Origin of the sequence: Nocardia sp. NBC_01329, assembly GCF_035956715.1 — a bacterium.
Classification (GTDB): domain Bacteria; phylum Actinomycetota; class Actinomycetes; order Mycobacteriales; family Mycobacteriaceae; genus Nocardia.
This window is the reverse complement of the sequence record NZ_CP108381.1, coordinates 4,558,321-4,585,023: the sequence shown is the minus strand read 5'-3', so window position 1 is coordinate 4,585,023 and position 26,703 is coordinate 4,558,321. Positions and strand designations below refer to the sequence as shown.

Genomic DNA, 26,703 nt, shown 5'->3' with positions numbered 1-26,703 from the left:
TCAGCCGCCGCGCAAACTGTTCGCGATGGTTCGGAGCAGGCCGAGATCGCTATCGCCGGTCTCGGCCGGCGCGCGGACCAGGATCCGGCCGTCGTCGACCAGATCGCCGATGAGGATCTTGGTCAGCGCGAGTGGAATCCGCAGTTGCGCCGATACCTCCGCGACCGATTGCGGAACCCGGCACAGGCGCACGATATCGACGTATTCGGGTTCGGGCCGCCGGGAAGCCAGCCCCGGCGAGGCGTCGACCACCATGGTGTCGAGGGTCAGGTCGGTGCGCGAGGTGCGACCGCGTCCCCGGGTCAGCGCGTAGAGGCGTACGACGGGACCGGCGTCCTCCTCGTCCCAGCCGTCGTCGTGCGGCCCGCTCATGGCTGCGGCGCGCCGTTCGGGTGCGGGCGCGAGTCGACGGCCAGATGGCTACCGACCCGCTGCACAGTTCGGTTCATCTCGAACGCCACCATGCCCATGTTGGCGGATTCGGAGGCCAGCAGCGCCAGACAGGTGTTCCCGCCGGCGGCGGTGATGAACAGAACGGCGCGATCGAGTTCCACCACGGTCTGGCAGACGCCGCCGGCGTCGAAATGGCTTCCGGCACTGCGAGCCAGACTGTGGAACGCCGAGGCCATGGCCGCGAATCGTTCGCCTTCGGTCTGCTCCAGCCGCGCCGAGCGTCCCATCAGGAGACCGTCGGTGGAGAGCAGGACCGCGGATACGGCGTCCGGCAACCCGCTCACGAGCTCTTCCAGCAGCCAGCTCAGATCAGTGCGCGGAGGAGTTGTCATCGTCGCCTTCCTGTCGGTTTCGATCGGCCGTGCCCGGTTCGGGACGCGGGTGGCGTCCGGATCGGGTGCCGCCTTCGATGGCGGCCATCAGATTGCGAGCCTGTTCCGGTGTGCGCGTACGAGGGGTTTCCTCGGCGACCGGAGTTTCCCCGGGCTGGGGATCGGCCTGCTGCCGCTGACGGCGCGGTAGCGCGGGACGGGTGCCTTTCCCGGGTGACGGTGCGGTGGTGACCTGCTGGGTGGATCCGGGCGTGGACTGTGCCTGTGCGGCGCCGCCTTCGATCGCCGGAGCGGCGGCCTCGTGCGGTGCGGGACTCGCCACCGCGGCATACGCGGGCGCGGCGGGCGGTTCTGGGGAGTTCGCGGATTCGATGAGCGCGGCGGGGATCAGTACGACCGCCTTGATCCCGCCGTAGACCGATTCCGTCAACCGCACCGAAACACCGTGGCGGGCGGCCAGAGTGGCCACCACGAACAGGCCCAGCCGGGTCTCCCCGGTGAGGGCGGCCACCCCGAAATCGGGTGGCTGGGCCAGCAGTTCGTTGCGTTCGGTGATCTCTTCGGCCGACATCCCCAGACCGCGGTCGGAGACCTCGACCGCCACCCCACGGCCGACGACGGCGGCCGAAACCTCGACATGGGCCGACGGGGGCGAGAACGCTGTGGCGTTCTCCATCAGCTCGGCGAGCAGATGGATCAGGTCGGCGGTGGCCAGGCCGGTAATGCTCAGGTTCGGGATCTGACCGGTGTGGATCCGGGTGTAGTCCTGACTTTCCGCTGCCGCGCCCCGGATGAGATCCCACAGCGGCACCGGTTTGCGCCAGCGGCGGCCCGGCTGTTCGCCGCCGAGGACGATGAGGTTCTCGGCGTGGCGCCGGGCGCGGGTGGCCAGATGATCGAGTTCGAAGAGGAGTTCGAGCTGGTCGGCGTTCTCCTCCTGCCGTTCGGCCTTGTCCAGCAGGGCGAGCTGGCGGTGCACGGCGAGCTGGTTGCGGTGGGCGATATTGAGGAAGACGGTCCGGAAACCGGCCCTGGTCTGGGCTTCGGCCACCGCCGCGGAGACGGCGGCGACCTGAGCGCGGTTGAACGCGTCGGCGACTTCGCCGAGTTCGTCGGTGCCGAAGTCCAGGTGGGCCACCTCGGCGGCGGTATCGATCTCCGCGCCGTTGTCGAGGCGCTGCATGAGGTCGGGCAGGCGGTGATCCGCGAGTTCCAGGGTGTCGTCGCGGAGGCGACGCATGCGGGCGATGAACCGGTTCGCGCCGATGAGGGCGGCCAGCAGCGCCACCGCCGTGACGATCAGCACCACGATTCCACCGACAAACGACAGCCCGGCGGTATCGGTGCCCTCCGCGCGCGCGATGGCATGGGCATCGCGGCTCTGGCTCTCCCACAGACTCAGCAGCGCCGAACTGACCCGGACGGAGGCTTCCTGCCAGGCGGGCGCGGTCATCGGCAACGGCGCCGTCTCGGGTTCCGCGGATTGTTCGTACTCGTCGCCGTACTCGCCGGTGCCGTCGGTCTCGGCGGCGATCACCGGACCGCGCAGGACGACCGCGTCCTGCATGGCGATCACCTGGTGCCAGTCCGGTGAATCCGTGATGGTCTGTAACTGGGCCAGCCGCGGCCCGGTGAGCACAGTGGCCGAATAGGCCACCTGCGACCGGACTTCGCCGGTGTAGCGGGTGAATTCGAAGAGCTGCTGATGGGTCAGCTCGCCCCGAGTCAGGGCGACGGCGCCGAGAGTGTCGGCCTGCGACAATGCCTCGGCGGCCCGCAGGGGCTCGACGCCGTAACCGAGGGCGATACCGAGTCCGGCGTCGGGTGCCACCCGGGCCGCCACCATCGACGCTTTGAAGATGGTCCCGACGACAGTGCTGAAGAAACCGAATGCTTCGTCGTGGGGCATGACGCGGGCGTCGATCGCGGTGCGGACGCCGGGGACCCGGTTGTAGAGCGGCCGGAAGGTTTCCAGCTCGGCCGCCGATCCGTCGGGGTCGAGACGCTGAGCCGCCTCACCCTTGGCGATCACGGCGGCCAGGGCGGTATCGGAACGTTTCCGCGCGTCCACCAGGCGGTTCGCCGCATCCGGATCACCCGCCAGATACAGCAGCGACAGCCGCCGCTCCTCTTCGAAGGACTGCACCATCGAGATCACCGGAGTAGTGGTGCTGCTGATCAGCTCGGCCCACACGGTGGCGGAAAGACTGGCCTTGACCAGATACCCGGCGGCACCCACCCCGACGACCACCAGGGTGACGCTGGTGATCAGCACGATCGAGAGCAGCCGGGCCCGGATTCCCATGCGGCCGCGTGTCACGTTTCTGCCGGACCGCAGTGCCCGTACCAGTGATTCGGGCAGATGGCGCCGAACAGCCACGATAGATCAACCCGTTCCCGGGCATGCGCCGGTGCGGCAGGTGGTGACCGGCGCATCACCCAATATTCTCGGCATTGCCATTGCCCGGCAATGCATCAGCTTCCGTCCAGACCATAGCGAAAGTCGGGCGCCGGCCGGAGACCGGTCTCACCGAGCGGACTCGAAGGTATCGCTGTGACCGTTGCTACAACGGGGGCGAGAACTGCGTCGATCGGCCGTTCGGCGGCCGTGAGAATGCCGGTATCCAGACCGGTTCGATCTTGCGATCGGGATTCAGCCTCCCCGCAGACTGTTCGCGATGGTCTGCAACAAACCGAGATCGGGTGTGGCGTCGGAGGTCTCGACCGGAGCTCGTACGACCAGCCGGCCGTCGTCGATGAGATCGCCGACGAGGACCTTGGTCATCGCGAGCGGGACCCGGAACTGTGCCGATACCTCCGCCACCGATTGCGGCACCCGGCAGAACTGGACGATGTCGACGTATTCGGGTTCGGTACGCCGTGGGGCGAACCCGGCCCCGATATCGACCACCATGGTGTCCAGGGTGAGCTCGGTTCGCGCGGTGCGACCCCGGCCGCCGGTCATCGCGTACAGCCGTGCGACCGGACCGGCTTCCTCTTCTTCCCAGGGTTCGCGCGGTCCGGTCACGGCTGTCTCGCACCGCTGCGCTGCGGGCGCGAGTCGACAGCCAGATGGCTACCGACCCGTTGCACGGTTCGGTTCATCTCATAGGCGACCATGCCCATGTTGGCGGCTTCGGAAGCCAGCAGCGCCAAGCAGGCGTTTCCCCCGGCAGCGGTGATGAACAGCACCGCGCGATCGAGTTCCACCACGGTCTGACAGACGCCGCCGGCCTTGAACTGGCTGCCCGCGCTCCGGGCCAGACTGTGGAACGCCGAGGCCATCGCGGCGAACCGTTCGGCCTCGGTCCGGTCGAGCCGTGCCGAATGCCCCATCAACAATCCGTCGGTGGAGAGCAGGACCGCCGATTCGGCGTCCGGCAACCCGCTCACCAGTTCTTCCAGCAGCCAGCTCAGATCAGTGCGCGGAGGAGTCGTCATCGGTGCCTTCTTCTCGAGTGCGGTCGGTGGTGGGGGAGCCGTTGCCGGAGCGGCGACCGGACCGGGTGCCGCCTTCGATGGCCGACATCAGATTCCGGGCCTGCTCGGGTGTGCGGGAGGGCGGCAGCTCGACGATCGGGATCACTCCGGTATCGGCTTCGGCGGATCGCCGCTGCCGGCGTGGCAACGCCGGGCGGTGACCTTCGTCCGGCCGCGGTGTCGAGATCACGCTCGTCGGGTGCGCACCCGCGGATATACGCGGTGCGGGTTCGGCGTTGTGGCCGGCGGACGCGCCGGGGCTCACCGATGCCGGCGCCGCGGTGGGTTCGAGGGCCGGCCGCGCGGAACGCTCCGGACCGCCGGATTCGATGAGCGCGGTCGGAATCACCGCGATGGCTTTGATCCCGCCGTAGACCGAATCGGTCAAGCGCACCGTGACATTGTGGCGGGCGGCCAGCGTGGCGACCACGAACAGGCCGAGGCGGGTATCACCGGTGAGCGCGGCGACCCCGAAGTCCGGTGGTTCGGCCAGCAGGCTGTTGCGCGCGGCGACCTCCTCCTCGGTCATCCCCAGACCCTGATCCGCGACCTCGACCGCCACACCTTTGCCGACGACCGTCGCCGAAACCTCGACCTGGGATTCCGGCGGCGAGAACGCGGTGGCGTTGTCCATCAGTTCCGCGAGCAGATGGATGAGGTCGGCCACGGCTTTGCCCGCGATGAGGACATCGGGCACGCGTCCGGTGTGGATCCGGGTGTAGTCCAGGCTTTCCGCGACCGCGCCGCGGATGAGTTCCCACAGCGGGACCGGGTTGCGCCAGCGCCGGCCCGACTGCTCGCCGCCGAGGACGATCAGGTTCTCGGCGTGGCGCCGGGCGCGGGTGGCGAGATGGTCGAGCTGGAAGAGCAGTTCGAGCTGGTCGGCGTTCTCTTCTTGCCGTTCGGCCTTGTCCAGCAGGGCGAGCTGGCGGTGCACGGCGAGCTGGTTGCGGTGGGCGATATTGAGGAAAACGGTATGGAAACCGGCCCGCGTCCGGGCTTCGGCCACCGCTGCGGAGACGGCGGCGACCTGGGCCCGGTTGAACGCGTCGGCCACTTCGCCGAGTTCGTCGGTGCCGAAGTCCAGCCGGGCCACCTCGGCGGCCGAATCGACCTTCTCGCCCCGATCGAGGCGCTGCATGATGTCGGGCAGCCGCTGGTCGGCGAGTTCCAGGGTGTCGTCGCGCAGGTGGCGCATCCGGCCGATGAAGCGGTTCGCCAGCAGGAGGGCGGCGAGGAAGGCCAGACCGGTGATGAGCAGCACCGCGGCGCCGCCGGCCAGCGAGCGGTTGGCGGTATCGGTGCCCTGGGCGCGACCGATGGCGTGGGCGTCGGCGCTCTGGCCCTCCCAGAGTTTCAGCAGGCCCGCTACCACCTCACCGGAGGCCCGCTGCCAATCGGCGATGGTCAAGGGCAGCGCGGGCAGGTCGGAGTCCGTGGACTCGTCGGTGGCGTCGTAGCCGGAACCGGTACGGCTGCCGACATCCTCGTTGGTGGAGTCGGCGGACTCCGAATCGCCGGCCGGTATCGGACCGTGCAACATCACGGCGTCCTGCACGGCGATCAGCTGGTGCCAGGCGGGAGAGGAGGTGAGAGCCTGCAACTGGGCGAGGCGAGGGCCTTTCAGCACTGTCGCCGAATACGCCACTTCGCCGCGGAATTCGCCGACCTGCCGGTTGAATTCGAGCAGCTGCACATCGCTCAGCTCACCGAGGGTCAGCGCGACAGCACCTGAGGTGTCGGCCTTGGACAGTGCTTCGGCGGCCCGCAGCGGTTCGACGCCGTAGCTGAGCGCGGTCCCGACACCGGCGTCGGGCGCGACCCGGGCCGCCAGAACCGACGCCCCGATGATGGTGTCGATGACCGAACTGAAGAATCCGAACGCGTCCTCGCGCGGGATCGCGCGGGCGTCGATGGCCGCGCGCAGATTCGGCACGGCTTCGAAAAGTTTGCGGTAACCCTCGATCTGGCCGGCCGAGCCGTCGGGGTCGAGCCGCTGGGCGGCTTCACCTTTGGCACTGACCTCAGCGAGGGCGATATCGGAGCGTTTTCGCGCGTCCAGCAGGGCGGCCGCCGCGCCGGGGTCACCCGCCAGATCCAGTAGCGACAGGCGTCGTTCCTCTTGGAGGCCCTGCACCATCAGAATGGCGGGGGTGGTGGTACTACTGGCCAGATCGGCCCACTCCTGGGCCTTGCGACCGGAATTCACCAGATACGCCGCCGCGCCGACCCCGATCGCCAGCAGGGCGACGCTGGTGATGAGAACGATGGCGAGCAGGCGTGTCCGAATACCGACGCGGCCGCGTGTTCGACTCGGTCTGGAACGGAATCTCCGGATGAATCCGGGGAGTGGCAGCCGCTTGGACACAGTGAATCAACTCGTTCCCGGGGATGTGCGCGAACGCCATCAACGCCTCCGGCTCACCGCCCAACTATCCCGGCACTGCGGTCTCCCGGCAATGCGTCACGCTTCGGTCCCAGACACTAGCGAAAGCAATACGTTTCAGTCTCGAAAACCACTACTCCCACCAGGCAAGCTTTTCGGGATCCGAAGCCGGGTCGTTACGGCTTATCGGCGAACTGCTCGAGACCGCCGAGCTACTCGCGCGTAACCGCCGGGCGTCGGGTGCCCGCCACTCGGAAACACAGCGCCCGTTCCCCGTATCCGGCCAGCGGCCCGGCCTCGGCGGCCTGCCGGATACCACTGGCCGGGAGTTCGGTGAGCTTGGCGAACATGGTGGCATTACCGAACGCGGAACGGATCTGGGTCTCCGAGGCGTAATCCGCCCCGTAGTCGGCGAGTTTGCCGAAATCCAACGGCGCCAGAGGAGTATCCAGCGCGACCGGTTCGGCGGGCCGGCCGAGCGCGGCGTACTGGGTGGCCGCGCCCTGTTCGTACCAGCACAACTCGTAGGCGAGGTTCTCGGTGCTCGTCACGCTCAGTACCGGCCACTGCTCCGAAAGAGACCGCGCCAGCGGATTCTTCGCGACCGGGGTGAGTTCCCATTTGAGGCTCTTCACCGCGATCCAGCTACCCGACATCCGCTCGACCAGCACAATGTCCTCACCGAGTTCGGTGGTGGCATTGAGCTGCGGATCCCGGGTGCCCCAGTGCGCCTTGTCCACCCCGTAGGCGGTGTTGATATCCACCGGCTCGGCACCGGCCGCGGAGTACGCGGCGACGATGGCGTCGCGCACCTGTTGCAGCGCGTCGGGTGACGAGCACAGAACACTCAACGCCCCGAACGAGGATCCGATCTCCACCGGTTTGGCCGGTTGGTCCGGCATCGCCCCGGCGACCAGCGGTTTCAGGCCGACCAGCGCGAGCTGCCAGTTGATCTCCTCGATCGTGGCCAGATCTCCCGCGCTTTGGTACAGGATCTGCTGCTGGGTCAGATAACCGGCGCGTTCGAGGGTTCGGCATTCCAGCTTGCGCAGCGCGGCCTGCGTCTTGTTGGTGAAGCCGATCTCCTCGATCTTCAGATTCCGCAGTTGCGACGCCATGGCCGGGGTGGTGAGCGCGGTATAGCGTTCGCGATACATGGCCACCGCCTGTTTCCGCTGCCGGCCCACCATGAGGGTGCGCAGCAGGGTGTTCAGGGTGGCGAGGTATTTCCGGGACTGTTCGGCGTCGGCCTGGAACAGGGTGGCACGGATCCGGACCGCCTCGTCGGTGGCCACCACGGCCGCGCCCGGGTCCAGCCGGCACAGCCACACACCGCATTTCGACAGGCCGTCCGCGCAGACTCCCGCCGCGTTCGGATGATCGTGCGCCACCCGGGTATAGGCGTTGCAGGCGTCGCGAATGGTGGCCGTGGCGAGTTCGCGATGGCCGATGGCCCGGGCGGCCTGTTCCAGCAGCCGCAGCGTGTCCTGGACCTGGTTGGCGAAAACAGCCGACACATGACCGGAGGTGAACCAGCGCAGCCGGATCATCACCGCTTCCTGCGCGGGCTCCAGGGCGCCGGCTACCCGATTGCGCGCCGAACCGTCGGTCTGGGTGGCCAGATAGGCCGAGGCGAGCTCACACAGCGCGCTGGCCAGCTGGAGTTCCGCGTCCGGAGTTCGGTCACGCGCCGCGATCCGGTCTGCGGCCACCCGGCCCTCGATGGCGATCAGATCCATCGCGATCTCAATTCCCGCATCACCTTCCGCGCACGGTCGTCGAGCGGCCGTAGTCCGAGCATTGCTCGGAAGTCTGCCACAGGTGATGGTGAGTTAGCAGGGCTACCGGGCGGTTGCCCCCACCAGTGCGGGGCCGCCCGGGCCGGCGGGGACCGCCCGTCAGTCCACGGGTACTGTGCTCGCGCCGATTCCCAGGTAGAAGAGCATGATCAGGAACAGGAACCAGCCGGCCCCCTGCCAGATAGGCCAGGGGCCTTCCCGCCGCCAGACCCGGATCGTTTCCACGAAGGCACCGATACCGCCCGCCATCAGGACGAGCGCGGGCCCGAACAGGACGGCGATCCGGGAAGGCGTATCGCACAACAGCGCGTCGGCGTCGCGGCACCTCCCGGTCGCCGTCCAGATCGCCGCGACCGCGCACACCAGCGCGGCCAGCGCGAGTACAGCCAGGCCGTAGCGCACGGCCCGCCGGAAGTTCCCGTCGTCGGACCAGCGTTTCTCCGCATCGTTACTCATCGCCGCACCCTCCTGACCGCCGTATTTCCCGGCAGCGGCGCGACAAACATCCCCGGTGAACGGGCGTCGACCCGCCGAGTGCGAGACGGCCGGGCGGCCCGGTGCCCGGTAGAACCGGCTCGCATCGCCGGTCCGGCCGCCACAGCTTGCTCCGTGGCCGGGCCCACCCCCGGGTCCGAACCGAGAAGCGGGGGAGACATGCAGCCCCACAGTTCACCGATCGGCGACGAGAGAACTCGCAGTCTCGCGGACCTCCCAGGCTGATCGAGGTACAGACCCGCAGGCACCCTCCGTCTACTCCGGATCGTCTACCCCAGTGGTCGGGGCCCGCCCCGGTTCTGGAGCGACGAAGCGAAGGAGCGCAGCGACTGAGCGAAGGAGTGAAGAACCGGGGTTAATAGGGCCCCGACCCGCCCCGCCGAAGGCGGGGCAGATCAACTCAGCTTGCCCTTGACCAGTTTGCCCGTCGGGGTGCGGGGCAGCTCGTCGGCGAAGTCGAAAGTGCGCGGCACCTTGTAGTGGGCGATCCGCGCGCGCAGATACTCGCGCAACTCCGCGGCCAGGTCCGGGCCGGGTGCCACGTCCGGGGCCGGTTGGATCACGGCTTTCACCGATTCGCCCATCTCCTCGTCGGGAATACCGATCACCGCGACATCGAGTACCAGCGGATGCAGGGCGAGCGCGTCCTCGATCTCCTGCGGGTAGATGTTCACCCCGCCGGAAATGATCATGAATGCTTTGCGGTCGGTGAGGAACAGGAAACCGTCGGCGTCGATGTAGCCGATATCGCCGGTCGTCGTCCAGGTCGGGTGGTCCGGATGGATCGCCTGCTGCGTTTTCGCCGGGTCGTTGTGGTAGGCGAAGGGCATTTCCTCGCGTTCGAAATAGATCGTGCCGATATCGCCGGTCGGCAGTTCCGTGCCGTCCTCTCCGCAGATTCGGATCGTGCCCATCCCCGCCGGACCCACCGAGCCCGGTTTGCGCAGCCACTGCTCACTGTCGATGAAGGTGGCGCCGTTGGCCTCGGTCGAGGCGTAGTACTCGAACAGCACCGGGCCCCACCACTCGATCATCGCCCGTTTCACCTCGACGGCGCAGGGCGCGGCCGCGTGCACGGCGACCTTCAGGCTGGAGATGTCGTAGCGGGTGCGCGTGGCCTCGTCGAGTTTCAGCATCCGGACGAACATGGTGGGAACCCACTGGCTGTGGGTGACCCGGTAGCGCTCGATCGCGGCCAGGGCCTGCTCGGCATCGAACCGCTCCATCACGACGAGAGTGCCACCGAGAGCTTGGACGACGCCGCCGAAACGCAGCGGTGCGGCGTGGTAGAGCGGGGCAGGGGACAGGTAGACCGATTCGGTGTCGAAACCGTAGAGCGGGCCGAAGACAGCGGTATAGGGGTCGCCGGGCGGATCGTCGACCTGCTGGTCCGACAGCGGCTGTTCGATGCCCTTGGGACGCCCGGTGGTACCGGAGGAGTAGAGCATGTCGGCACCGCGTGGCTGGTCCGGCAGTGGTTGCGGGGGTTGCGCCGCCAGTGCGTCCTCGTAACACTCGTAGCCTTCGACCGGGCCGCCGAAAGCCAGCCGGATCTCCACTTCGGGAGTCTGCTCGACGATCGTCTCGGCGGCCTCGCGCAGCTCGGCCGAGACGATCAGCGCCTTCGCGCCGCAATCGTCGACGATATAGCTGATCTCGGACGGGGACAGATGCCGGTTGACCGCCGTGATGTAAAGCCCGGATCGCAGAGCTGCCCAGTAGGCCTCATAGACCTTCGGGTCGTTACCGGAGAGCAACGCGATGTGGTCGCCTTTGCTCAATCCGGCGGAGTGCAGATGCCGGGCGAGCCGGACCGAGTTGTCCTCCAGCTCCCGATAGGTCAGCTTCTCGCCGGTCTCGGCGACGATAATGGCTGGTTTATCGGCGAGTTCATCGACATGCGCGCCGGGATACATAATGCTCCTTCACGGAAGCGATGCGGTCGGTGGCCGACCGCCGAGCCGAGACGCGGCCCGTGTCGCTCGCGGCACCGGCCCCCACCGGGCAATCACCCGGCGATCGCGACGATAGCCGAAAGTGAACAGTGATTCGTCGGTTTTCCGGAACTCGTGGGCACGGCGCGGTGATTCGGTAGCCGGTTCTTGCCCAGTGCCGCGAGGGCTCGTTCAGGAATGCGGCATCCGGTCCGCCGGCAGGTGCGCGCCGGCCGTCCGGTTCACCCGGTCCCGGGCGCCGGGCAGCTCAGCTGTTCGGTGTGCTGATCTGGCGGACCTCACGCAGATGCTGCTCCATCGCGGTCGCCGCCGCGGGCCCGTCGTGCTCGGACACCGCCCGGTAGATCGACTCGTGGCCCTGGATGGAGATCCGGCGGCCCAGCGCGGTGCGGTGGGAGAGCACCCGGGTGCGTCGCGTCCATTCGTTGGTCATCGTGCACAGGGTGACCAGCAGCGGGTTCTGCGCCGCGTGCGCCAGCAGGGTGTGGAACTCGAGATCGAGACGCATCGACTCCTCGGCCGGCAGGGTCTCGTGTGAGCGGGCGAGCACCTCGTCGAGGGAGAGCAGATTGGAATCCACGGCACGCAGCGCGGCCAGTTCGGCGATCCGTGGCTCGACCAGATCCCGCAGCTCGGTGGCGTAGCCGAGCTCGATATCGAGATCGGCGAGGTTTCCGTGCAGCTGCGACGCCCCCGGTGAGATATCGGCGACGGTGCTGCCCCGGCCCTGTCGCCGCTCCACCAGCTTCTTGGACTCCAGCTCGAACATGGCCTCGCGCAACGACGATCGTGAGATGTTCATGTTCGCGGCGAGCTCGCGTTCCGGTGGGAGCCGATCCCCGGCCCGCAGCTCGCCGCTGATGATCAGCTTCTCCAGGTGCGCGGCCACCTCGGCGCTGACACTGCGCGACCGGCGGCGCATCGGGGGGATCGATGCAAAGGTCATAGGGCCCCTCCTATACCGGCCGCGCGGCCGCAACTGGTGATCCCGGTGTCGATTCACGAACGAGTGTGGTCCGACCAATACCGGGATGAGTGCTTCGGTGCGGATTCTACGGAGCCGACCGCGGATTGTCGCCACCCGTTCCCCGGCGGTCGGAATGATTCGGCAAAGTTACCGATGGCCAGCATATTTCGTGGTCCTGTTGCGGACCGGTAAACCGGTCGTTACGTTCCGCCGCCACGGTCGCGACCGAGTGTGGTGCCTCTTATGGTCGGTGCATCGGATGGTCGGACCAATAAGGAGTCGCGGTGACGACGCTGGTATCGCAGGAAGAGGCCGCCCCGGCCTTCCCGGTCCTGCAGCAGGGCACAGGAATCGACCCGGGCACGGCGTACGTGCCGGCCGAACCCGACCGGGTTCTCTGGGGCCGGTTGCCCTGCCGGACCGATACCGCCGTCGCCACGGTCGCACCGGGATCCACCGTTGTGGTCGACACCGTCAGCCACGAGGGCATCCTCGAGGATCAAGGATCGGATCCGCTGCGGTACTTCGGGAACCACGGGATAGCCCGCGACGAGGTACTCGCCGACACCGTGGCGGTGGCCGCTCGGCGGACCCGCGAATCCGGGGCCGGCCCGCATATCGTGACCGGGCCGATCGCGGTCGCCGGTGCGCGACCGGGTGATCTGCTCGCCGTACGGATCGACGCACTGACCATGCGCGCGCCCTACGGTGTGGTCTCGACCCGGCACGGGCGCGGGGTACTCGGCGGCCGGCCCGGCTTCGACGGTGACTACGGACAGTTCTGCCGGGTCGTTCCCGGTGACGACCGCTGGTTCGCCACGATGCCGCTCGACGCGTCCGGGCACGCCGGGCACGCGACCTTTCCGCTGGCACCCTTCCTGGGCATCATCGGGGTGGCCACCGATACCGGGACCCGGGTGAACTCCGTGCCACCGGGGCCGCACGGCGGCAATATCGACGTCAAACTCCTCACTGCGGGAGCCACCCTGTTCCTGCCGGTCCAGGTACCGGAAGCCCTGCTCTACATCGGTGATCCGCATTTCGCGCAGGGTGACGGCGAGGTCGCGCTGACCGCGCTCGAAGCACCGTTACGGGCGCGGCTGACCCTGGACCTGATCCCGGCGGCCGAGATCGCCGGTGGATTCGGCGGCCGGATCGGGCCGTTCGCCGCGGCGCACGGACTGCTGATCCCGACCGGGTTGCACGCAGACTTGAACACCGCCTTGGAGCTGTGTGTGACGCATGCGGTGGATCTGGTGAGCGGGCTGTTCGAAGCGGACCCCCGGCAGGCATACCTGTATCTCAGCGCCGCGGCCGATTTCACGATCTCGCAGGCGGTCGATCAGGTGCGCGGGGTACACGCCGCGGTGCGCAGCTCCGATTTCGGCCGGGCCGCCGATACCGCCTTCGCGCGCCGGGTGCTGGAGCGGTTGCGATGACCGGGGTCGCCGCGGATCCCGAAATCGACACCAGCGTCTGGCGAGTGACCGGGTCGCCGCTGGTGGACTCGACCGCGGCGGGCCCGCTGTCCGGGCGGACCGTGGCGGTGAAGGACTTGTTCGCGGTGGCCGGATTCGCCGTGGGCGCCGGTGTGCCGGCCTACGAGCGGGAGCAGGTACCGGCGCCCCGCCACGCGCACGCGGTGGCGCGGCTGCTGTCGGCGGGCGCGCGGATCGGCGGTATCGCCCGGACCGACGAATTCGCCTACAGCCTGACCGGCGGCAACGGCGCGTTCGGAATGCCGGTGAATCCGGCGGCGCCCGCGCGAATTCCGGGTGGTTCCACGAGCGGACCGGCGGTCGCGGTGGCCCGCGGAGAAGCCGATATCGGTCTGGGGACCGATACCGCGGGGTCTATCCGAGTACCGGCGGCCTACCAGGGGTTGTGGGGGATACGGACCACACACGGCCGGGTCGATACTTCGGGTCTGCTGCCGCTGGCGCAGTCCTTCGACACCGTGGGTTGGATCGCGCGGGACGGCGCGACGCTGGCGGATATCGCGGAGTGCGTACTGGATGCCGACACCGCGGCCCCGGCCGGTTACGCGATCGACCGGGCGGTTTGCGCCTACGCCGACCCCGAGATCGCGGCCGCCGTCGGCGCGATAGCCGATTCACTCGGTGCCGTGCCGGTCGAACTGTGTCCCACCGAGAGCTGGCTCGCGGCCTTCCGCGTGGTCCAGGCGTTCGAGGCCTGGGCGAATCACGGGGAATGGGTCGCGACCCATCCGGGCGTGCTGGACCCCGATGTGGCCGAACGCTTCGCCTTCGCGGCGTCGGTCACCGTCGCGCAGGCGGGCGCCGCACGCGAGGTCCTGGCCGGCGCGGCGGAAAGTCTGCGGTCCGTGGTCGGCGACCGGGTGCTACTGCTGCCGACTGTCGCGACTCCACCGCCGCCGCGCTCAGGTGGCCGGCAGGTATGGGAGCAGGCCCGCGCCCGCACCTTGCGGCTGACCTGCCCGGCATCCATAGCCGGGCTGCCGGCGGTGACAGTGCCGCTGCGATCCCGCGACGGTATGCCGGTCGGCTTGTGCCTGCTGGGCGCACCCGGCTCCGACCGTTCCCTGATCCGCCTCGCGCTCAGCAGTGTCGCTGTACCGGCCGCGGGATCGCTCCACAGTGAGGACCGACCATGAAACAACGATTCCGCCATGTTTTCTCGATCATCGCGGCCACCCTGCTGGCGATCGCCGGCCTGACCGGCTGTATCGCCACACCCGACAGTGCCGGTGGTGACGCCGGTGCGATCCGGATCGGGACGTTGCGCGGGCAGCCGCATCTATACGCCCCGTATTTCATGCAGCGCTTCGCCCCGGAGAACACCACCTACGAGATCGTGCTGTTCGAGAACTCGCCGGATATAAAGAACGCGCTCGCTTCGGGTGCCATCGATATCGGGGTCCTCGGCGCGCCCGCGATGCTCTCCGGTGTCGCGGCGGAACAGGATGTGCAGATCATCGCGTCGGCGGCCGACGGCGGGTCCGGGTTCGTCGGATCGCCGAAAATCCGGACCCCGGAGGAGTTGCGGGGCAAACGGATCGGGTTCCCGGCGGGATCCTCGCAGGAGATCGCGCTGAAACTCACCCTGCGCGCGCACGGCCTGGACCCCGATACCGATGTGCAGCTGGTGAACCTGGCGTACTCCGATATGGCGAGTGCCTACACCTCCGGTCGGGTCGACGCCTTCCTGAGCGCGGAAATGGGTGTGTCGATCGCCCGGCAGGCCGGCGCCCACCAGATCGTCTCGCCCTACGACACCTCGATCGGCGCCACCAATATCGTCCTCGGCGGCAACGGGCGCTTCCTCGACGAACATCCCGACCGCGCCCGCGACACCGTGCAGACGTTCGCGCGCGCCATCGATTTCATGAAAGCTGACCGCGAAACCTGGGCGGCCGGGCTGGTGGAGACCTTCGCAATGGACCGGGCGGTCACCGATATCGCCATCGACAATGTGCGGCTTCGCTGGGAGCTCGACGACGAGTACCGGCAGCGGGTGACCGAACTCGCGCGGCAGATGGTGGACTTCGACCAGTTGCCCGCCGCACCGGATATGAGCAAGGTCTTCCGGACCGAGTTCCTCGATACCGTGAACGCGCAGCGATGACCACGCTGGGGATCCGGACCGAGCGGGCTTCCGAGCCGGCGCACTCGGGGACCGCGGCGGGGACAGGCCCGCCGGATTCGCCGTCGCGGCGCGACCGCTATCGGGCCCGGGCGGTGGGGATCCTGTGGGCGCTGCCGGTACCGCTGGTGGTGCTGCTGCTGTGGGACCGCGGTGTCGACGGCGGCTGGACCCTCCCGCTCGGGATCCAGATGCAGTTTCTGCCCACTCCCGTGGAGGTCGCGCGGCGGCTGGTGGATCTGGCGGTGGGCGGGATCGTCGACGACTCCTACAGTGGCACCCTGTGGCTGCACCTGTACGCCAGCACGGTGCGGGTGCTGCAGGGTTTCGCGATCGCGGCGGCGGTGGCGGTGCCGTTGGGGATCGTGATGGGTCGTTCGCCGCTCGTCCACCGGATGCTCGAACCCACGCTCAACCTCATCCGCCCGATCCCGGTGACCGCCTGGGCTCCGCTGTCGTTGCTGATCATCGGATTCGGCGACCGGGCCACCATCTTCCTGGTGTTCCTGGCCGCGGTGTTCTCGATCCTGATCAACACCATCGCGGGCGTGCGCGCCGTGCCGGCCCGGCTGTTCGAGGCGGCGGCCATGCTCGGCACACCACCGGCGCAGACGTTGTACAAGGTGGTGTTACCGGCCGCGATTCCGACGATCGTTTCCGGGTTGCGGATCGCGCTCGGCCTGTCCTGGGTGATCCTGGTGGTCGGCGAGACGGTCGGTATCCGGGTCGGGCTGGGCGCGCTGATCACCCAGGCGCGCGAACAATCCCGCACCGACCTCATCGTCGCCGTCATGATCGTGATCGGGCTGGCCGGATTCCTCGCCGACCGCATCATGATGCTCGCCGTCCGCCTGGCCGCCGGCCGGCGGCCGCTGCTCCCGTGACCCCTTCTCGGATCAGGTGATAACCATGAAGATCTACTCCACTCGCCGCCGTCCGCATCGGCCCGCGCGGATCGTGCTCGACGGCCTGGGCAAACGATTTCCGGGTGCGTCCGGATTCGCGGTGGACGGGGTGAATCTCGATATCGCCGCCGGGGAATTCGTCTGCGTGGTCGGTGCCAGCGGTTGCGGTAAATCGACGCTGCTGCGGATCCTGGCCGGCTTCGAAACCGCCACCCAGGGCGCCGTGTCGGTGGGCGACGAGCCGGTCACCGGGCCGGGCCCGGACCGGGGGGTCGTATTCCAGGATTACGGGCTGTTCCCCTGGCTCACCGTCGCGGAGAACATCGCCTACGGGCCGAAACAGGCCCGGATGACCCGCGACGATATCCGGGAGACCACCGATCGCAGTCTGGCGACCGTCGGCCTGACCCGGGTGCGCGATTCGTTCCCGCATCAGCTCTCCGGCGGTATGCAGCAGCGCGTCGCCATCGCCCGGGTTCTGGCCAATCGACCGGCGGTGCTGCTGATGGACGAACCCTTCGGCGCGCTCGACGCCCTCACCCGCAGCGATATGCAGACCGAGCTCGCCCGGATCCACCGGGATTCCGGTGTCACGGTCGTCTTCGTCACGCACAGTGTCGAGGAAGCCGTATACCTGTCGGACCGGGTGGTGGTGATGGCCGGTGGTACCGCGCACGGTAGCGCCGGACATGTGCGGGAGGTGCTCGCCATCGACCTGCCCCGTGCGCGGGAGGCGACCGCCCCGGAGTTCAACGATTACAAACGCCGGATAGATGCGCTGATCCACCAGGGTGATCGGGCCGCGGCCTGACCGGTGCTCATACCGGGGTCGCCGGTAGCAGTTCCCGGGTCCGGGTCGTCCGCGCGACGACCCGGCCCGCTTTCACGACATAGCAACGGTCCGGCCGGTCCAGCAGCGCATCGGCGACGCGGTGGCTGGACAGCACCACCAGATCCGCCGCCGCGCCCACCCGCAATCCGTAGCTCTGCGCGATACCGATCACCGCGGCGGCCTCGTAGGTGGCCATGCCGAGAACCCGGGCCAGATCGGCGGGCCCGGCCAGATGCGAGGTCTGGGCCAGGAACAGGCCGATATCGAGCAGATCGGCATTGCCGTACGGGGTGAAGGCGTTGCGGATGTTGTTGGACGAGTACGCGGTCCGCACTCCCGCTGCCCACAGCTCGCGTACGGGGGCGATACCGCGGCGGATACTCGCGGTATCGCCGCGCCCGCCCAGGAACATATCGGTGGCCGGGAGCGGGACCACGGCCACGCCCGCATCGGCGAGCCGGAACAGGACCCGCCGCCGGTCCTCGGGCGGGCGGGCGGCCAGCGAGGTCGCGTGACCGATGGTGACCCGGCCCGCCATCCCGGTCCGATCGGTGACCTCGGCGATGTAATCGGCCAGGGCGAAGCGCGGATCGGTTGTATCGTCGGCGAAATCGGCGTGCAGGTCGACCGGGACCTCGAACTCGGCCGCCAGGTCGAACACGAGATCGATATGACGGCGGCACTCGGCGACCGAATGCTCGTTGTAGGTGCAGCCACCGATCACATCGGCGCCGTCGCGCAGTGCTTCGCGGAGCAGCTCGCGAGTGCCGGGCGCGCGGAAGATGCCCTCCTGCGGGAAGGCCACGATCTGCAGGTCGATCCGGCCGCGGAACTCCTCCCGCAGCTCCAGCAGGGTGTGTACACCCAGCAGGCCGACGATGGGGTCGACATCCGGATGCGCCCGGATCACGGTGGTGCCGTGAGTGATCGCCTGCTCGAGTACACGGCGGGCGCGGTCTCGGATCGAGGCCGGGGTGAACTCCCGTTTCAACTCGGCGGTGATCGCGATCGCCCCGGCCAGGGTGCCGTCGGGGTTCGCGCGTTCGCCGTCGAGCAGCGCTTTGTCCAGGTGCACATGCGATTCGACGAGACCCGGTATGACCACGCGCCCAGCGCAGTCGATCTCCGCGGTGGCGGTTGCGGCCGGTGCCGGGCCGATACCCGTGATCACCCCGTCCGTCACCGCGATGTCCACCGGCGCGGTCGCGTCGTCGATGCGCGCATTGCGGAGCAACAGATCCGTGTTGTCGATAGGCGACGGGTTCGCAACGGGCGTATCCGGGTCCGAAAAGGTCACACCGGTTGTATACGACCCGGGTGTTTCCGGTGGACCCGCGAAATGCTTCGCTGAGGTTAAGAACCCGCGCCCGACGGTGCCGGGTGGGCGGTCCGGAGCCGATAGGCGGTCGTCGCGTGCGCTATGTGCTCGGTGACCAGGCTCCCGGCCAGGCCCGCGTCCCCGGCCTCGAGCGCGGCGCAGATCCGCTCGTGCTCGTCCCAGGAATCGGTGGCGCGGCGTGGGAGTTCGACCGCGTACACCCAGGCGATCTTCCAGCCGAGCTGGGTGATCAGACCGGCCAGCAGGCTACTGCCCGAAGCTTCGGCCAATACTTCGTGGAAGCGACTGTTGAGCCTGGTCAGGTCGTCGAGGCGCCCGGCACGTACCGATTCCTGCCCCAGGGCGGTCAGCTCCTTGAGCCGGCCCAGTTGTTCGGGGGTGCGCCGATGCGCGGCCCGGCTCGCGCACAGCGGTTCGAGCAGGGCGCGGATCTCGAGCAGATCCGCGGCCTCGTCCTCGGTCAACTCGGCCACGAAGGTACCGGCATAGGTGCGCGAATACGCGAAACCCTCGGCTTCGAGGGTGCGCAATGCTTCCCGTACCGGTACCCGGGATACGCCGTAGCTCTCGGCGAGCGTGTCCTCGGTCAATCGCTGACCCGGTGCGAACACGCCGCGGATGATGTCGTCGCGAATGGCGCGGCACACCTGCTGTTTGGTCATCCGTGGGTTGGTGCTGTCCACATCGTCCTCGGCTCGGGTGGAAATCGGCGGGCGGTCGCATACGATCCGCCGCCCGGTACTCCACTTGAATACCAGGAATGCTCTCGAGTCGTCGGTGCGGCCCGCGGGAGCGGCGGGTTTCCGGGGTGACCGGCAGCACACGAGCGGCGAGCCCAGTGTGTTTCGTATACGATCCGGTCTCAATTGTGGTCGTGTGGTCAGAAGGATGTTGGGGGAAGGATGTTATGGATCCCGTGTACGCGGTGCTGCTGCTGGCGGCCGGTTTCGGCGCCGGCGTGTGCAACACCATCGCCGGCGGCGGCAGCCTGCTGTCGTTTCCCGCCCTGGTGGCGACCGGACTGCCGCCGGTGACCGCGACGGTGACCAATGCCGTAGCGGTGTGGCCGGGTTATCTGGGTGGCGCGGCCGCACTGCGCTCGCGACTGGCCGAACATCGCAGCCTGCTGCCCCGGCTCATCGTCGTCGGCACCGCGGGCGCGCTCGGCGGCGTGGTGGCTCTGCTCGCGGCGCCGCCCGAAGTGTTCACCGCTCTGGTTCCCTATCTGATCCTGGCGGCGACCGCGCTGTTCGCCGCGCAACCGCTGATCTCCCGGAAGCTCGCCGAAAAGGGCGGCGATTCCCGGGCCACCCTCTTCGCCGGGGTCTTCCTGGGCGGTATGTACGGGGCGTACTTCAACGGTGGGATGGGCATCGTGCTGCTGACCGCGCTCGCACTCGGTATCGATGCCTCCATCAACCTGCTCAACGGTCTGAAGAGTGTGCTGACCCTCGCCGTCTCCACCACCGCCACCATCGCGGTGGCTCTGTTCGGCCCGGTCGACTGGTGGTCGGTTCTGGTACTGGCCCCGGCCTGCCTGCTCGGCGGCGTGGTCGGCGGCAAGATCTCCGATCGGCTGCGCCCCGGCGCGTTCCGCGCCCTGGTGATCGTCTTCGGTGCGGGCGCGGGTATCGCGATGTTGTTCACGTGAATCTGGTGAAAGAAGGAATCATGACCGATCTGGTACTGCGCAACGGCCGTCCTTGGCTGCCCGGCCGACCGCTGGAAACCGCCGATATCCTGATCCGGGCCGGTCGGATCGAGCAGCTCGGGCCGGGGCTGGCGGCCCCCGGCGCCGAAACCCTCGAACTGGCGGGTGCGCTGGTCCTGCCCGGATTCGTCGATACCCACTGCCATCTGGACAAGACCCTGTGGAGTGGGCCGTGGGTGCCGAATACCGGTGGCCGTTCGCTGGCCGGGCGGATCGCCAACGGCGAGAACCGGCGTGCCGAACTCGGCATTCCGAGCGCCGACTATTCCGCGAACCTGCTCGCGACCATGATCGCCGGCGGAACGGCGCACGTACGTAGTCATATCGATATCGATCCCTCGGTCGGGCTGGCCGGGGTGGAGGCGGTGCGGACCGCCGCCGCCCGGCACCGCGACCGGGTGGACGTCGAACTGGTCGCCTTCCCGCAGGGCGGTCTGATCCGCCGGCCCGGGACCGCGGAACTGCTGGACGAGGCTTTGGCCGGGGGTGTCGAGGTGGTGGGCGGGATCGATCCCGCCGGATACGACGGTGACCCGACCGGGCAGTTGGACCTCATCTTCGGCCTGGCCGAACGCTACGGCGCGAAAATCGATATCCACCTGCACGATGGAGGTGCCCTCGGTGCCTGGGAATTCGAGTTGATCATCGAACGGACGAAGACCACCGGCCTGGGTGGGCGGGTCACCATCAGCCACGCCTACGCGATGGGCGCGCTGCCGCCCGACGAGCAGCGGCGGATCGCCGAGCGTCTGACCGAAGCGGGCGTGGCCATGGTGACCTGCGCGGTCGGCGACGCGCCGGTGGTGCCACTACGCGTGATGCACGCCGCCGGCGCGACTCTCGCTCTCGGCAACGACGGTATCCGGGATCTGTGGACCCCTTACGGCGACGGCGATATGTTGCGCCGGATCAGTACCGTGGCTTTCCGCGATCGACTGCTCGCCGACGAGGAGATCGAATTGGCGCTCGCTGCGGGGACTCTCGGCGGTGCGAAGGTCCTCGGACTCGCGGACTACGGGTTGCGGGTGGGGGCGCGGGCCGATCTCGTCACGGTCGAGGCCGCGACGCCGGCGGCGGCGGTCGTCGGGGTCCCGACCCGGAAACTGGTTCTCAAGGGTGGCCGGGTGGTGGCACGGGACGGACAATTGGTTTCTTGATCGTATACGAAACAGGGGTGTAATCCGGCGGACCGCGATCGGCAACGAGCAGCCGATAGAACTGTTCCATGAGCACAAAGGCTATCCCGGCGCCGACCCATACAGGGGAGGCAATGTATACGACCGGGCCGGACCCGGCCCTCGCGTTCCGGAATGTGTCGATGGTCTTCGAGAACGGAACCGCCGCACTGCGCGATATCGATATCGCCGTCCGCCCAGGCGAATTCGTCTCCCTCGTCGGCCCCTCCGGCTGCGGGAAATCGACCCTGCTACGGCTGGCGGCCGGTTTCGAAGAAGCCAGTTCCGGTGCGGTCGCGGTCGCCACCGAACATCTCGGCTACGTCTTCCAGGAAGCGACACTGCTGCCGTGGCGCACGGTCTTGCGCAATGTGGAACTTCCCGCGGAACTGGCCGGGGTGAACCGGGCCGAACGCCGCGCGGCGGCGCTGGACGCCATCGAACGGGTCGGGCTGGGCGGTTTCGAGAAACATAAACCCGCCCAGCTCTCCGGCGGTATGCGTATGCGGGCCTCCATCGCTCGCGCACTCACGCTGCGGCCGGAAGTGTTCCTGTTCGACGAACCGTTCGGTGCCCTCGACGAGATCACCCGCCAGCGGCTCAACGAGGAAGTGGGCGGTCTCTTCCGGCGTGACGCCTTCGCGGGTGTGTTCGTCACCCATTCGGTCCCGGAGGCGGTGTTCATGTCGACCCGAGTCGTCGTGCTCACCGGCCGTCCGGGCCGGGTGGCGGCCGATATCCCGGTATCCCTGGACTTTCCGCGGGAGCCCGGACTGCGCTACACCCCGGAGTTCGCCGAGATCGCCGGTGCGGTCTCCGCCGCGCTGCACGCTGCCGAACAGGGGGCCGCGGCATGACAACGGTCGCGGCGGACACCGCCACTCGTACTGCTACCACACAGGACCAGCCGAAACAGGCGGTGCGGACAACGCGTCGCAGGTCGGCGCCGGTGCGAATCATCGCCCCTGTTGTGGTGTTCGTCGTCGTCATGGGTGTCTGGTACTTCACCAGTCACCACCTGATCGCCGCGGAATCGCGTTTCCTGTTACCCGGCCCCGACCAGGTGATCAGCGAAGGCCTGCTCGATTCGGCCGTCCGTTCGGAGATCCTGTCCGCCTTGGGTTCCACGGTGCTGGTCGCATTGAGCGGACTGGTCATCGCCATGGCGCTGGGCGTCGGATTCGCGGTGGTGATGAGCCAGGCGCGCTGGGCCGAATATTCGCTGTACCCGTACGCGGTGATCCTGCAGACCATTCCGATCCTGGCCGTGGTCCCGCTGTTCGGCTTCTGGTTCGGCTACGAATTCGGCAGCCGGGTGATCGTCTGTGTGATGGTGGCGCTGTTCCCGGTGGTCACCAACACCCTGTTCGGCCTGAAAGCCGTCGCACCGGCCGAGCACGACCTGTTCACCCTGCACGGCGCGAGCCGATGGCAGCGGCTGCTGAAACTCCAATTGCCCACCGCACTGCCCGCGATGATCTCCGGTTTCAAGATCTCCGGCGGGATGGCGATCATCGGCTCGATCGTCGCCGACTTCTTCTTCCGCCAGGGTGAACCCGGTATCGGCCGGATGATCGACGTCTACCGGCAGCGGCTGGCGACCGAGGAACTGCTCACCGCACTGCTGCTGTCCTCGCTGGCCGGGCTGATGCTGTTCTGGTTCTTCGATTTCCTGGCCGTCCGCGTGGAGCGGGCGCACGGCCGCCGCCGCGGCCACTGATCTCTCCTCCACCTATCCACTCTTCACCTCAGGAAGTGCCATGAAGAAACCGCTGTCCGCTCTCACTGCCCTCGCGGGTACCGCGCTGCTCACCGCCTGCGGTGGAGCGAGTTCGGTTCCGGAACCCACCGGTGCCGGCCCATTGGCCGGAGCCTGCCCGTCGACCGTCGTGATCCAGACGGACTGGTACGCCACCCCGGAACGGGCCGCCGCGTTCCAGCTCGTCGGACCCGACGGCACCGTGGACGTCAACAAGGGCTCCTACGCGGGCCCACTGGGCGATACCGGTATCAATGTCGAGGTCCGGCTCGGCGGCCCGTTCCTGGGCGGTCAGCCGGTACCCGCGCAGATGTACCAGGACACCTCGATCACCCTGGGTTTCGTCCCCACCGACGACGCCGTCCGCGCCCGGGCAGAATTCCCGGTGACCGGAGTATTCGCCTCGCTCGATGTGAATCCGCAGATCATCATGTGGGATCCGGCGACCTATCACGTCGAAACGTGGAAGGACGTCCCCGACACCGGCGCCCCGGTGGTGTACAGCGAGGGCAAGATATTCATGGACTACCTCACCGCCCACGGCTATGTGCGTCCGGACCAGGCCGATGCCTCGTTCGACGGCACGCCGAGCCGTTTCGTCGCCGAGCGCGGTCGCGTGATGCAGCAGGGGTATGTATCCAACGAACCCTTCCGCTGGGAACACGACGTCGAGGGCTGGCGCAAACCCACCGACTCGCTGCTCGTCCACGAATCCGGTTATGAGATCTACCCGCACGCCTGGTCGGTGCGGACCGGTGAACTCGATGCTCTGCGGCCCTGCCTGACGAAACTGGTCCCGATGCTGCAGCAAGCCCAGATCGACTACATCGCCGATCCCGAACCGGTGAACCAGGCGCTGCTGCGGATCGCCGAAACCATCCCCGACGGGCCGCCGATGACCGCCGCCGGTAATACCGATTCGGTGAAAGTGCAGGTGGCCGAGAAGATCGTCGGTAACGGACCGGACGACACCCTCGGCAATTTCGACGAGGCACGGGTGAACCGGGTGATCGACGCGGTGACTCCGATCCTGCGTAAACGCGGCGACAAGATCGCCGATGGGCTCACCGCCACCGATCTGGTGACCAACGAGTTCATCGACCCGGCCATCGCCCTGCCCGCCGTGCCGAAACCCTGAATCCCGCTGTCCCTGAACGCTGTCCCGGAACGCTGTCGCGGTCCGGTGATGTCGAACGCCTCCTCCGGTAGCCGACCGTGCCGTGGCTACCGGGGGATGTGTGCACCTGCGAACTGGATCAGAAACCGTCGTCGATCACCGGTTCGTCGGTACGGCGCGTTCCGACGCGGAGTTCGGATACCGTCGCTCCCCCCGGAAAACGTCCGTGGCCGTGGATCTCCCCGGCCGGGGGCCGATCGTCGGCCGGGGGCGATGTGTCGAGGCCCTCACCCGGCACGAGCTCGATCTCGAAAACGGTCGGCGCGGTCCCGCACCGGGCGATCATCCGGTGGGCCTCGTCCCGGATGGCGGACTCGTCGTCCACGATCTTGCGGACACCGAACGCGGGTGCGGAGAGGAGCCACCGGCCCCCGTAACCGCTCACCTTCACCTCGAATCGCATGATCACCCCTCGGTCTGTGGTCGACTCGGATACCAGTTCCCCGGCACAGATATCCGGCGCGACGGTTGAGTCGACGGTAAGGAGTACAGACCGATCATGGCGAGCGGTGAGCACAAGTTTGCACAACCGGGTTCCGCTGTTTCCCGCGTGTCGGCGCAGAAGTGCATCATGTACGAGGTGCGGGAAAACTCGTGCTAACCATCGAACAGGGGTTGAAGTATGCGTCTGCGGTTTCTCGGTAAGGGGGGCTCGGATCTCGGTGGATGCCCCAGTCTGTACACAACCGATCAAGGAAGCTATCTGGTCCAGGGATGGGAGACCGACAGCCCCGCGACCGTCGAGATCCCGCACCTGCTACTGGGTTACGCCGAACCCGATACCTTCATCGGCGCACCCATGGAAGATACCGGCCGAGGCACGTTCACCCTCGCCGGCCGGCCGGTCGCCGAGCGTGAGATCTTGGCGCAGCTCGATCTGGCGCCCGATGAGGTAGCGATCGAAGTCCCGAAGACCAGAAGGACGTTCTACGGTGCTCTATCTTCCGCATGAGCCGCCGGACTGGGCCGCGCTCCTGCGCCAGTGCGTGTCCGAGGCATTCCACCTGGAAGTCCGGGACGCCTACGCCGTGCCGGCCGAAGCAGGCCGGCTGGGCCGGTTCCTGGACGGCCGCCCCGCGGTACCGGACGATCCGAAGGACGGCTGGAACTCGCTGATCCGGGAGACGACCGGCCGCGGTGTGACCGTGCGCCGGGTCCGGGTGGTGACGGTGCCGCACACCGACTATCACCGCTGGTTGCTGTCGGTGACCGATACCAACACCGATGCCGGTGAGGACATCCGGTACATACCCCGGCATCTGGCCGGCGACGTGCCGTCGGACGACTGGTGGTTGATCGACGACGAGCGGGTCGTCTACAACCTGGTCGACGGCCACGGCAAACCCTCCGGTCTGGCGGTCACGACGGATTCGGGGATCATCCGGTACGCCCGGTGTGTGAAGCACCGGCTCTGGGACATGGCCACGCCCTACACGGAATATGTCGACAGATGAACGAAGTGCACGACGCGCGAGAAGCTCTCGGGGCACGGCTCCGGGAGCTCCGGCGCCAGGCCGGGCTCACCAACCGAAGACTCGCCCTGCTCGCGGGCTGGCACGAGTCGAAGGTGAGCAAGATCGAATTCGCGCGGATAAGACCCTCCGACGACGATATCCGCGCCTACTGCCGTCACTGCGGCGCCGAAGATCAGCTACCGGACCTACTGGCCACCTCCAACACCATCGATGTCGCCTACCTCGAATGGCGCAAGATCCTCGGCACCGGCCTCGGCCGTCGGCAACAGAAATCGCTGAAACTCGAAGCGGCGTCCGCCCATATCCGGGACTTCCAGCCGCAGATCGTTCCCGGTCTACTCCAGACCGCGGAATACGCCGCCGCCAAACTGCGCCGCGGTATCGAATTCCATCGCATCCCCGATGATGTCGACAACGCGGTGTCGAAGCGGATGGAACGCCAGCGCATCCTCTACCAGCGCGACCACCTGTTCCATTTCCTGATCGCCGAACAAGCGCTCTACACCACGGTCGGCGACGATGCCGTCATGCTCGGTCAGCTCGACCGGCTCTCGTCCATCATCGGTATGCCGCGAGTGACCATCGGGATCGTGCCGTTCACCGCCGAGGCGCTGGTGGTATCCACCAATTTCGCCATGTTCGACAACCGACTGGTGATGGTGGAGGGGACCGCCGCCGAACTCACCATCACCCAGCCCCGGGAGATCGATGTGTACGGGCGGGCGTTCGATGCCCTCGCCGGGCAGTCGGTGACAGGGGAGAAGGCGCGCGGGTTGATTTTCGCGGCGCAGCGTGGACGGACCGCGAACACCGGTACGGCCGACCGGTTGTGAACCCGG

The 26,703-nt window shown here is 67.9% G+C and carries 26 protein-coding genes; 13 read left to right on the top strand and 13 right to left on the bottom strand.

Going from position 1 to position 26,703, the window contains the following annotated elements; genetic code table 11:
- From OG405_RS20670 to OG405_RS20625, 10 genes are all read right to left on the bottom strand, one after another.
- Complete coding sequence (locus OG405_RS20670) at window positions 1-372, bottom strand: DUF742 domain-containing protein (protein WP_327148118.1); 372 nt, start codon at window positions 370-372, stop codon at window positions 1-3.
- The gene (locus OG405_RS20665; protein WP_327148117.1) at window positions 369-785 is read right to left on the bottom strand and encodes a roadblock/LC7 domain-containing protein; all 417 of its coding nucleotides are present in this window, start codon (window positions 783-785) and stop codon (window positions 369-371) included. The genes OG405_RS20670 and OG405_RS20665 overlap by 4 nt, the downstream gene beginning before the upstream one ends.
- The gene (locus tag OG405_RS20660; RefSeq protein ID WP_327148116.1) at window positions 763-3,165 is read right to left on the bottom strand and encodes a sensor histidine kinase; all 2,403 of its coding nucleotides are present in this window, start codon (window positions 3,163-3,165) and stop codon (window positions 763-765) included. Before OG405_RS20660 ends, OG405_RS20665 begins: the two co-directional genes overlap by 23 nt.
- Window positions 3,166-3,438: 273 nt before the next feature.
- Window positions 3,439-3,813 (bottom strand): DUF742 domain-containing protein, encoded by a 375-nt coding sequence (locus OG405_RS20655; RefSeq protein WP_327148115.1) that lies wholly within the window; start codon window positions 3,811-3,813, stop codon window positions 3,439-3,441.
- Window positions 3,810-4,226: a roadblock/LC7 domain-containing protein gene (locus tag OG405_RS20650; RefSeq protein WP_327148114.1), complete on the bottom strand. Its 417-nt coding sequence runs from the start codon at window positions 4,224-4,226 to the stop codon at window positions 3,810-3,812. Before OG405_RS20650 ends, OG405_RS20655 begins: the two co-directional genes overlap by 4 nt.
- On the bottom strand, window positions 4,204-6,633 hold the full coding sequence (locus OG405_RS20645; protein WP_327148113.1) for a sensor histidine kinase: 2,430 nt from the start codon (window positions 6,631-6,633) through the stop codon (window positions 4,204-4,206). The genes OG405_RS20650 and OG405_RS20645 overlap by 23 nt, the downstream gene beginning before the upstream one ends.
- A gap of 230 nt (window positions 6,634-6,863) precedes the next feature.
- Window positions 6,864-8,390, bottom strand: coding sequence for a hypothetical protein (locus OG405_RS20640; RefSeq protein WP_327148112.1), 1,527 nt, complete (start codon window positions 8,388-8,390; stop codon window positions 6,864-6,866).
- Between the two features lie 159 nt (window positions 8,391-8,549).
- Complete coding sequence (locus tag OG405_RS20635) at window positions 8,550-8,906, bottom strand: hypothetical protein (RefSeq protein WP_327148111.1); 357 nt, start codon at window positions 8,904-8,906, stop codon at window positions 8,550-8,552.
- A gap of 434 nt (window positions 8,907-9,340) precedes the next feature.
- Complete coding sequence (locus OG405_RS20630; RefSeq protein ID WP_327148110.1) at window positions 9,341-10,861, bottom strand: acyl-CoA synthetase; 1,521 nt, start codon at window positions 10,859-10,861, stop codon at window positions 9,341-9,343.
- A gap of 286 nt (window positions 10,862-11,147) precedes the next feature.
- A complete protein-coding gene (locus tag OG405_RS20625) occupies window positions 11,148-11,846 on the bottom strand; it encodes a FadR/GntR family transcriptional regulator (protein ID WP_327148109.1) in 699 nt (232 codons plus the stop codon).
- 305 nt (window positions 11,847-12,151) lie between these two features.
- On the opposite strand from OG405_RS20625, the gene OG405_RS20620 reads away from it, so the two are divergent.
- From OG405_RS20620 to OG405_RS20600, 5 genes are read left to right on the top strand one after another with little or no spacing between them, the layout of a single operon-like run.
- Complete coding sequence (locus OG405_RS20620) at window positions 12,152-13,306, top strand: acetamidase/formamidase family protein (RefSeq protein WP_327148108.1); 1,155 nt, start codon at window positions 12,152-12,154, stop codon at window positions 13,304-13,306.
- Complete coding sequence (locus OG405_RS20615; RefSeq protein ID WP_327148107.1) at window positions 13,303-14,502, top strand: amidase family protein; 1,200 nt, start codon at window positions 13,303-13,305, stop codon at window positions 14,500-14,502. Before OG405_RS20620 ends, OG405_RS20615 begins: the two co-directional genes overlap by 4 nt.
- The gene (locus OG405_RS20610; protein WP_327148106.1) at window positions 14,499-15,473 is read left to right on the top strand and encodes an ABC transporter substrate-binding protein; all 975 of its coding nucleotides are present in this window, start codon (window positions 14,499-14,501) and stop codon (window positions 15,471-15,473) included. Before OG405_RS20615 ends, OG405_RS20610 begins: the two co-directional genes overlap by 4 nt.
- On the top strand, window positions 15,470-16,375 hold the full coding sequence (locus OG405_RS20605; RefSeq protein WP_327148105.1) for an ABC transporter permease: 906 nt from the start codon (window positions 15,470-15,472) through the stop codon (window positions 16,373-16,375). Before OG405_RS20610 ends, OG405_RS20605 begins: the two co-directional genes overlap by 4 nt.
- Window positions 16,376-16,400: 25 nt before the next feature.
- Window positions 16,401-17,207, top strand: a complete 807-nt coding sequence (locus tag OG405_RS20600; RefSeq protein ID WP_327148104.1) for an ABC transporter ATP-binding protein — start codon at window positions 16,401-16,403, stop codon at window positions 17,205-17,207.
- A 7-nt stretch (window positions 17,208-17,214) separates the two neighbouring features.
- Here OG405_RS20600 and OG405_RS20595 read toward each other — a convergent pair whose 3' ends face one another.
- Both OG405_RS20595 and OG405_RS20590 read right to left on the bottom strand, forming a co-directional pair.
- A complete protein-coding gene (locus tag OG405_RS20595) occupies window positions 17,215-18,525 on the bottom strand; it encodes an amidohydrolase family protein (RefSeq protein ID WP_327148103.1) in 1,311 nt (436 codons plus the stop codon).
- Window positions 18,526-18,581: 56 nt separating this feature from the next.
- Entirely contained in the window at window positions 18,582-19,250 is a 669-nt protein-coding gene (locus tag OG405_RS20590; RefSeq protein WP_327148102.1) for a GntR family transcriptional regulator, read from the bottom strand.
- A gap of 224 nt (window positions 19,251-19,474) precedes the next feature.
- Here OG405_RS20590 and OG405_RS20585 point away from each other — a divergent pair, with 224 nt between their 5' ends.
- From OG405_RS20585 to OG405_RS20565, 5 genes are all read left to right on the top strand, one after another.
- Window positions 19,475-20,218 carry a sulfite exporter TauE/SafE family protein gene (locus tag OG405_RS20585; protein WP_327148101.1) on the top strand — a complete coding sequence of 248 codons (744 nt, stop codon included), beginning with the start codon at window positions 19,475-19,477 and terminating at the stop codon, window positions 20,216-20,218.
- Between the two features lie 20 nt (window positions 20,219-20,238).
- The gene (locus tag OG405_RS20580) at window positions 20,239-21,435 is read left to right on the top strand and encodes an amidohydrolase (RefSeq protein WP_327148100.1); all 1,197 of its coding nucleotides are present in this window, start codon (window positions 20,239-20,241) and stop codon (window positions 21,433-21,435) included.
- Between the two features lie 113 nt (window positions 21,436-21,548).
- A complete protein-coding gene (locus OG405_RS20575; RefSeq protein WP_327152428.1) occupies window positions 21,549-22,310 on the top strand; it encodes an ABC transporter ATP-binding protein in 762 nt (253 codons plus the stop codon).
- A gap of 92 nt (window positions 22,311-22,402) precedes the next feature.
- Window positions 22,403-23,173, top strand: coding sequence for an ABC transporter permease (locus OG405_RS20570; protein ID WP_327148099.1), 771 nt, complete (start codon window positions 22,403-22,405; stop codon window positions 23,171-23,173).
- A gap of 40 nt (window positions 23,174-23,213) precedes the next feature.
- Window positions 23,214-24,350 (top strand): ABC transporter substrate-binding protein, encoded by a 1,137-nt coding sequence (locus OG405_RS20565; protein WP_327148098.1) that lies wholly within the window; start codon window positions 23,214-23,216, stop codon window positions 24,348-24,350.
- 118 nt (window positions 24,351-24,468) lie between these two features.
- Here OG405_RS20565 and OG405_RS20560 read toward each other — a convergent pair whose 3' ends face one another.
- On the bottom strand, window positions 24,469-24,792 hold the full coding sequence (locus tag OG405_RS20560; RefSeq protein ID WP_327148097.1) for a hypothetical protein: 324 nt from the start codon (window positions 24,790-24,792) through the stop codon (window positions 24,469-24,471).
- Window positions 24,793-25,011: 219 nt separating this feature from the next.
- Here OG405_RS20560 and OG405_RS20555 point away from each other — a divergent pair, with 219 nt between their 5' ends.
- Genes OG405_RS20555 through OG405_RS20545 form a run of 3 tightly spaced genes read left to right on the top strand, consistent with a single transcriptional unit; the run spans window position 25,012 to window position 26,697 of the window.
- A complete protein-coding gene (locus OG405_RS20555) occupies window positions 25,012-25,341 on the top strand; it encodes a hypothetical protein (RefSeq protein ID WP_327148096.1) in 330 nt (109 codons plus the stop codon).
- The gene (locus tag OG405_RS20550) at window positions 25,322-25,843 is read left to right on the top strand and encodes a DUF6879 family protein (RefSeq protein ID WP_327148095.1); all 522 of its coding nucleotides are present in this window, start codon (window positions 25,322-25,324) and stop codon (window positions 25,841-25,843) included. The genes OG405_RS20555 and OG405_RS20550 overlap by 20 nt, the downstream gene beginning before the upstream one ends.
- A complete protein-coding gene (locus tag OG405_RS20545; RefSeq protein ID WP_327148094.1) occupies window positions 25,840-26,697 on the top strand; it encodes a helix-turn-helix domain-containing protein in 858 nt (285 codons plus the stop codon). Before OG405_RS20550 ends, OG405_RS20545 begins: the two co-directional genes overlap by 4 nt.
- The last annotated feature ends 6 nt before the right edge of the window (window positions 26,698-26,703 follow it).

Bases quoted from the DNA above. Each gene is read 5' to 3' on its own strand.
- OG405_RS20615 (WP_327148107.1), top strand. From the start codon at position 13,303: ATGACCGGGGTCGCCGCGGATCCCGAAATCGACACCAGCGTCTGGCGA.
- OG405_RS20640 (WP_327148112.1), bottom strand. From the start codon at position 8,390: ATGGATCTGATCGCCATCGAGGGCCGGGTGGCCGCAGACCGGATCGCG.
- OG405_RS20610 (WP_327148106.1), top strand. From the start codon at position 14,499: ATGAAACAACGATTCCGCCATGTTTTCTCGATCATCGCGGCCACCCTG.
- OG405_RS20580 (WP_327148100.1), top strand. From the start codon at position 20,239: ATGACCGATCTGGTACTGCGCAACGGCCGTCCTTGGCTGCCCGGCCGA.
- OG405_RS20625 (WP_327148109.1), bottom strand. From the start codon at position 11,846: ATGACCTTTGCATCGATCCCCCCGATGCGCCGCCGGTCGCGCAGTGTC.
- OG405_RS20565 (WP_327148098.1), top strand. From the start codon at position 23,214: ATGAAGAAACCGCTGTCCGCTCTCACTGCCCTCGCGGGTACCGCGCTG.
- OG405_RS20635 (WP_327148111.1), bottom strand. From the start codon at position 8,906: ATGAGTAACGATGCGGAGAAACGCTGGTCCGACGACGGGAACTTCCGG.
- OG405_RS20555 (WP_327148096.1), top strand. From the start codon at position 25,012: ATGCGTCTGCGGTTTCTCGGTAAGGGGGGCTCGGATCTCGGTGGATGC.
- OG405_RS20585 (WP_327148101.1), top strand. From the start codon at position 19,475: ATGGATCCCGTGTACGCGGTGCTGCTGCTGGCGGCCGGTTTCGGCGCC.
- OG405_RS20605 (WP_327148105.1), top strand. From the start codon at position 15,470: ATGACCACGCTGGGGATCCGGACCGAGCGGGCTTCCGAGCCGGCGCAC.
- OG405_RS20630 (WP_327148110.1), bottom strand. From the start codon at position 10,861: ATGTATCCCGGCGCGCATGTCGATGAACTCGCCGATAAACCAGCCATT.
- OG405_RS20575 (WP_327152428.1), top strand. From the start codon at position 21,549: ATGTATACGACCGGGCCGGACCCGGCCCTCGCGTTCCGGAATGTGTCG.
- OG405_RS20560 (WP_327148097.1), bottom strand. From the start codon at position 24,792: ATGCGATTCGAGGTGAAGGTGAGCGGTTACGGGGGCCGGTGGCTCCTC.
- OG405_RS20545 (WP_327148094.1), top strand. From the start codon at position 25,840: ATGAACGAAGTGCACGACGCGCGAGAAGCTCTCGGGGCACGGCTCCGG.
- OG405_RS20650 (WP_327148114.1), bottom strand. From the start codon at position 4,226: ATGACGACTCCTCCGCGCACTGATCTGAGCTGGCTGCTGGAAGAACTG.
- OG405_RS20670 (WP_327148118.1), bottom strand. From the start codon at position 372: ATGAGCGGGCCGCACGACGACGGCTGGGACGAGGAGGACGCCGGTCCC.
- OG405_RS20665 (WP_327148117.1), bottom strand. From the start codon at position 785: ATGACAACTCCTCCGCGCACTGATCTGAGCTGGCTGCTGGAAGAGCTC.
- OG405_RS20600 (WP_327148104.1), top strand. From the start codon at position 16,401: ATGAAGATCTACTCCACTCGCCGCCGTCCGCATCGGCCCGCGCGGATC.